Annotated in this window: 4 protein-coding genes and 1 pseudogene; 4 read left to right on the top strand and 1 reads right to left on the bottom strand. The window is 52.2% G+C overall.

Annotation, left to right across the window (positions count from 1 at the left end; translation table 11 throughout):
* Positions 1-374: 374 nt before the first annotated feature.
* A pseudogene (locus tag ACN0TT_RS20445) lies at positions 375-509 on the top strand (phage integrase N-terminal SAM-like domain-containing protein); the annotation flags it as partial.
* A gap of 63 nt (positions 510-572) precedes the next feature.
* Here ACN0TT_RS20445 and ACN0TT_RS20440 read toward each other — a convergent pair.
* Positions 573-1,478 (bottom strand): LysR family transcriptional regulator, encoded by a 906-nt coding sequence (locus ACN0TT_RS20440; RefSeq protein WP_417763962.1) that lies wholly within the window; start codon positions 1,476-1,478, stop codon positions 573-575.
* A gap of 130 nt (positions 1,479-1,608) precedes the next feature.
* Between ACN0TT_RS20440 and ACN0TT_RS20435 the strand changes: the two genes are divergently transcribed.
* The 3 genes from ACN0TT_RS20435 to ACN0TT_RS20425 form a co-directional block, all read left to right on the top strand.
* Positions 1,609-2,202, top strand: a complete 594-nt coding sequence (locus ACN0TT_RS20435; RefSeq protein WP_417763961.1) for an NAD(P)H-binding protein — start codon at positions 1,609-1,611, stop codon at positions 2,200-2,202.
* 98 nt (positions 2,203-2,300) lie between these two features.
* Positions 2,301-3,500, top strand: coding sequence for an efflux RND transporter periplasmic adaptor subunit (locus ACN0TT_RS20430; RefSeq protein ID WP_417763960.1), 1,200 nt, complete (start codon positions 2,301-2,303; stop codon positions 3,498-3,500).
* Positions 3,501-3,503: 3 nt separating this feature from the next.
* A partial coding sequence (locus ACN0TT_RS20425) for an efflux RND transporter permease subunit (RefSeq protein WP_417763959.1) occupies positions 3,504-6,166 on the top strand: 2,663 nt, incomplete at its 3' end.

Raw genomic sequence — 6,166 nt, 5'->3', positions numbered from 1 at the left:
TAGGTGAGGGATTATCCCTAGGAGTAAGTGTGGAACAGTGGTTCGCTTTAAGCTCCGCGCAGCGGCTTAGTTCAACATTTTATTCGTGCACATGCGCGTTTACCTCGTTAGACCAGTGAAAACGCGCACAGTTAACTATCTGTATGCAAAGAACTTATCAGCATTCTGTTAAATATACCATCTGGGAAAACGCGCATGCGCGTTTTCCCAAACCTATTATCTCAAATCGAAAATACATAACTTTTTGATAAACATGAATAATCTGAATTTGTTCATGTATAAACGCGCAAGAATTTTTTCACTATTTCCCTTGATATCCGTGAATTTCAAATAATACTGTATAAGTATACAGTATTTTAGGGTAAGGAGTTATCATGAGTCTAAACAGCCCATTTCTGAAAGGTCTTCAGGAAAAAATCCGTATGCGTGGTTACAGCATTAGAACAGAGAAAACCTACCTATATTGGATTAAGGCATTCATTAACTCTTACTGTTCGCGTGCTCCGCAAGGTGAATACTTTCTGTATGTTCGCCACGACTGTTGCAATCGCAGCTTGCATGGGCGCAACGCGCTATTTACAACGGCCTTCTTTACAGCGCATCTCTTCCAAAAACAGTGAAAATGCTTGTGAGCGGTGATGGCGGCTTGGGTAATATAGGTAAAACCCGGGGAAGGGGGCGCACCATTCTTCCAGCACGCGTACTAGGCGGCCATCGTCTAGTTCCGCTTGCACGGTTTCTTCCATGGTGTAAAACAACCCCATGCCATCAACGGCGGCCTTGATGCCAGCGCTGGAGGTATTGAGGATTAAGCTGTTGTTAGGGCGAATGCTGATCTTCTCGCCGTCGCGTTCAAATTCCCACGGCAACATGCCGCCGACAGTGGGCAAACGCCAGTTAATACAGCGGTGCTGCATCAGATCTTTAGGGTGTAGTGGAATGCCATTCTCGGCAAAATATTTGGGAGAACCCGTGACGGCGATGCGCAGCTCAGGGCTAATCGGCATGGCAATCATATCTTTGGCGAGCATTTCGCCCAGCCGTACGCCGGCATCGTAACGTTCACCAACGATATCCACTAAACGGTTGTCGGCGTTAAGCTCTAATGTCACATCGGGATATTTTTCAATAAAGCGCTTCACGCCCGGCCACATCACATGTTCGATAGCAAATTCAGGCGTGGTAATGCGGATCAGCCCGCGCGGGCAATCACGCAGTTCGTTGATGTCCTGTAGCTCTTGGGTCACGTCTTCAAACAGCGGCGCTAATTTAACAAACAAGCGTTCTCCCGCGTGCGTGGTGGCAACGCTGCGGGTAGTGCGCGACAGCAACCTAATCCCCATGCGTTGCTCAAGATTGCGTACCGTTTGGCTGAGCGCAGATTGTGATACGTTCAGCTTGGCGGCGGCTTTGGTAAAGCTGCCTTCCTGCGCTACGCATACAAATGCGTACAGATCGTTGAAGTTTTCTTGGCTCATGATTAATTAGCAGTGCTTATAGGTTCAAGAAGATTATTCTATCTAATCAAAGAATCAGAAATGAGTAAACTATCTCCATCGATTAATCTCCCTTGCGTTGTTCGATTAACGCAATACAGCAACAGAGCAAATGATGCGAAATATTTTGATTCTTGGTGCGGCTGGTCAGATTGCCCAACAGGCGATTCACCTATTTCTTGAGGAGTTAGGTGTGCGGCTGACGTTGGTATTGCGTAATGCCCAGCGTTTGCATCATTTTGCCAATAACCCACGGATTCGTTTGGTTGAAGCGGATGTGCGCGACCACGAGGTGTTGCAGCAGTTGGTGAGTCAACATGAGGTGGTTTATGCCAATCTCTCGGGGGATATGGCGAGCCATGCGCGTAATCTGGTGGCGGCGATGACAGCCAACCAGTTGCAGCGACTCATCTTTGTTTCATCCATGGGCGTGCATGACGAAGTGCCGGATGAACATTTTGGTACTGTTTTGCAGCCCTATCGTGATGCCACGCAGATCATCGAAGACTCCGAGCTGGATTACACCATTATTCGGCCTGCATGGCTCAATAACCGCGATGAGATCCGTTACGGCATCACGCAAAAAGGCGAGTTGTTTGTCCACCCTGATGCCACCGTGTCGTGTAAGAGCGTTGCAGATGTGATTGTCAGAGCCGCGCTAAACCATAGCCATATTCGCCAAAGTCTCGGCGTGCATCAGCGCTAGCGACCAAATCTAACCCTCAGTTAATTAACGATTAATATCACTGCTGTCGCACGACAGCAGCGGGAACTTTTTGTCTTCATTGCAGGAGAACTTCACAGATGAACGCGACAACTTTTGTCAAACGCCATCGATTTTTATCCGCTGCCACCGCCGCGTTACTCGGTTATGGCGTGGTGGCCAGCTTGCCACTGAAAAGTGAACAAGCGATGGCCGAACCACAAACGGCCGTTGCGGCCGTGCCTGTCACTGCGGTGCAGGTGCATCAGCAACAATTTATGCCATGGCATGAATACTCGGGCAGCGTGGAAGCGATTGACCAAGTCAACGTGCGCGCGCGAGTGGCGGGCATGCTGCAACGTGTGCATTTTGAAGAGGGCGCTTATGTTGAAAAAGGCCAACTACTGCTGACTATCGACCCTGCGCCGTACGCTGCTGAGGTACAAAAGGCGGAAGCGAATGTTGCCGCCGCCGCGGCGCAGAGCGCGCAAGCACATTTGGAAGCTCAACGCGCAAAACGGTTGTGGGAGAAGCGACTGATTGCCGAAAACGATATGGAGCAACTGCAAAACAGTGCCGATGCTGCCAAAGCTTCACTGCAAGCAGCCAAAGCGGATCTCGCCTTGGCGCGGTTGAATCTGTCCTACACCCAAGTGATGGCGCCCGTTGCAGGCCGTATTGGCAAATTGGCGTTTACGCAAGGCAACCTGATTGCCGCCGGTAATAGCGCTGAGCCGATCACCAGCATCGTGTCGATGTCGCCCATTTACGTCAACTTTGATGTGGAAAGTGCAATCGCTACTCACGTGTTAGCGCAACTCGGTAACGGCCGCGAGCAGTTAGCACATCTTGACCAAGTGCCTGTAAAAGCACAAAGCAACGGCGGCGCGATAACTGAGCAGGGCACGTTGAAGCTGGTCAACAACACGGTGGACGCTGGTAGCGGCACACTCAATATGCGCGCAGTGTTTGATAACCGCGACGGTCAACTGCTACCGGGGCAATTTGTGCGCGTCAGTTTGGGGCAAGCGCAACCCAGCCAAGGGGTGTTGCTGACTGAAAGTGCCATCAGCACTGACCAAGATAAGAAGTTTGTTTGGGTGGTTAATCCGCAAAACCAAGTGGAATATCGCCCTGTCACTTTAGGTAGCATAGTGGCGGGCAAGCGCGTTATCAACGCGGGCTTGAATGATGGTGACCGCGTAATTGTGAGCGGTCTACAGCGGGTGCGTCCGGGCAGCAGCGTCAGTGTGACCATTGCCGATGACAAGGTTACCGCCATGGCAAATAAGGGCGCGTAATTCATGAATATCTCTCGCTTTTTTATCGACCGCCCAATTTTTGCTGGGGTGCTGTCGGTACTGATTTTTCTCGCAGGGGTGGTGTCACTCCCGCTGTTGCCGATCTCTGAATATCCCGAAGTCGTGCCCCCAACGGTGGTGGTGAAAGCCAGCTATCCCGGCGCTAACCCTGAGGTCATTGCGGAGACTGTTGCTGCTCCGCTGGAGGAGCAGATCAACGGCGTTGAAGGCATGTTGTACATGAACAGCCAAGCCACCACCGATGGTGCGATGACGCTGAATGTGATTTTTGCTTTGGGCACTGACCCAGACAAAGCACAGCAATTGGTCCAAAACCGCGTGGCGCAAGCCGAAGCACGTTTGCCAGAGCAAGTGCAACGTTTAGGGGTTTCAACCACTAAAGCATCGCCAGATTTGACTATGGTGGTGCACCTGCAATCACCGAATGAACGCTACGGCATGGATTACCTGCGTAACTATGCGCTGTTGCACCTGCGCGACAATCTAGCGCGCATTAAAGGCGTTGGCGATGTGGCGATTTTTGGTGGCGGCGAGTACGCCATGCGCGTATGGCTCGACCCAGACAAGTTAGCGCAGCAACATATCTCTGCCAGTGATGTGGTGGCGGCGATTAATGCGCAGAACATTCAAGCCGCAGCGGGTACTGTTGGTGCCAGCCCAAGCTTGCAAGGTGTGCAGTTGCAGTTGTCGGTCAATGCCAAAGGGCGTTTGTCTACGCCGGAAGAGTTTGGCGACATCATAGTGCAGACCTCCAGCTCGGGTGCGGTGACACGCTTAAAAGACTTGGCGCGTATTGAAATGGGCGCAGCGGATTACTCATTACGTTCATTACTGAACAACAAACCGGCAGTGGGCATTGGTATTCGCCAAGCGCCGGGCTCCAATGCATTGGAGATCTCTGAGCAAGTGCGGGCAATAATGGCACAAGCCGAGCAGCAGATGCCGGAAGGCGTCGGTTATCGCATCGCTTATGACCCGACCCAATTTGTGCGGGCGTCGATCGAGTCAGTGATCCACACCCTGCTGGAAGCGATTCTGCTGGTGGTGTTAGTGGTGGTGCTGTTCCTACAAACATGGCGAGCGTCGATTATCCCGCTGCTGGCGGTGCCGATCTCGATTGTGGGCACCTTTGCCGTGCTGAATTTGATGGGCTTATCTATCAACGCCCTGAGTTTATTCGGTTTAGTGCTCGCCATCGGTATTGTGGTGGACGATGCTATTGTGGTGGTGGAAAACGTCGAGCGTAATATTGAAGCGGGCTTATCTGCGCGTGAAGCCACCTATAAGGCGATGCGTGAAGTGTCTGGCCCGATTATCGCCATTGCGTTGGTGCTGGTGGCGGTGTTTGTGCCGTTGGCCTTCTTCAGTGGCTTGACCGGACAGTTCTATCGCCAGTTTGCGGTGACGATTGCCATTTCCACGGTGATCTCGGCGTTTAACTCGTTGACCTTATCGCCCGCGTTATCCGCCATTTTATTGCGTGGCCGCGATGCGCCTAAAGATGGGTTAACCCGTCTGATGGATAAGTTGTTTGGCCGCTTCTTCAACCTGTTCAACCGTGTGTTCCATCGCGGTAGCGAGCGCTATCAAGGTGGCGTAAACTGTGTGCTGTCCCACAAAGGGCTGATGTTAGTGCTGTTTGTAGGCTTAGGGGCGGTTACCGGCGGTTTGTTGAAAAGTGTGCCAACGGGCTACGTGCCAGCGCAGGACAAGCAATATCTGGTGGGCTTTGCCCAACTGCCAGATGGTGCGACGTTAGACCGTACCGAAGAGGTGATTCGCCGTATGGGCGAGTTGGCGGCGAAAAACCCCAATGTGCAGGACTCGTTGGCGTTCCCTGGTTTGTCGATCAGTGGTTTCACCAATAGCCCTAACTCCGGCATTATTTTTGTGGTGTTAAAACCGTTTGATGAGCGCCAACGTGCCGATCAATCGGGGGCCGCCGTCGCGGCACAGTTAAACCAAGCGTTTGGTGGTATTCAGGAGGCGTTTATCGCCATGTTCCCACCACCACCAGTGCAAGGTTTAGGTACGACGGGCGGCTTTAAATTGCAGTTGGAAGATCGCGCATCGCTCGGCTTTGATGCCATGGATAAAGTGGTCAATGACTTTATTGCTAAAGCGGCACAAGCGCCAGAGCTACAGGGCGTATACAGCAACTGGAAGCTCAACGTACCGCAGCTGTTTGCTGATGTGAACCGTACCAAAGCGCAGCAGTTAGGCGTGCCGTTGCCGGATATTTTTGACACCTTGTCGATCTATCTTGGCTCAGTATACGTCAACGATTTCAACGCCTTTGGCCGCACTTATACGGTGCGGGTGCAAGCCGATGCGCAGTATCGTGCTCACCCTGAAGATATTGGCAAACTGAAAGTACGTTCGATCAACGGCGATATGGTGCCGTTGGCGTCGGTGATGAAGGTCGATTATAGCTATGGCCCCGAACGGGTGATGCGCTACAACGGCTTTTTAACGGCAGATATTAACGGCACGCCAGCGCCGGGCTACTCCTCGGGGCAAGCCCAAGCGGCGATTGAACGTGTAGCGGCAGAAACGCTGCCGCCGGGGATGGAGTTTGAGTGGACGGAATTGACCTATCAGCAGATTTTGGCGGGTAACTCGGCAGTATGGCTGTTCCCGTTGAC

Origin of the sequence: Shewanella sp., from assembly GCF_048265805.1 — a bacterium.
Taxonomy (GTDB): Bacteria; Pseudomonadota; Gammaproteobacteria; order Enterobacterales; family Shewanellaceae; genus Shewanella.
Note: the sequence above shows the minus strand (reverse complement) of the source record. Positions and strands in the feature narration are given on the sequence as shown.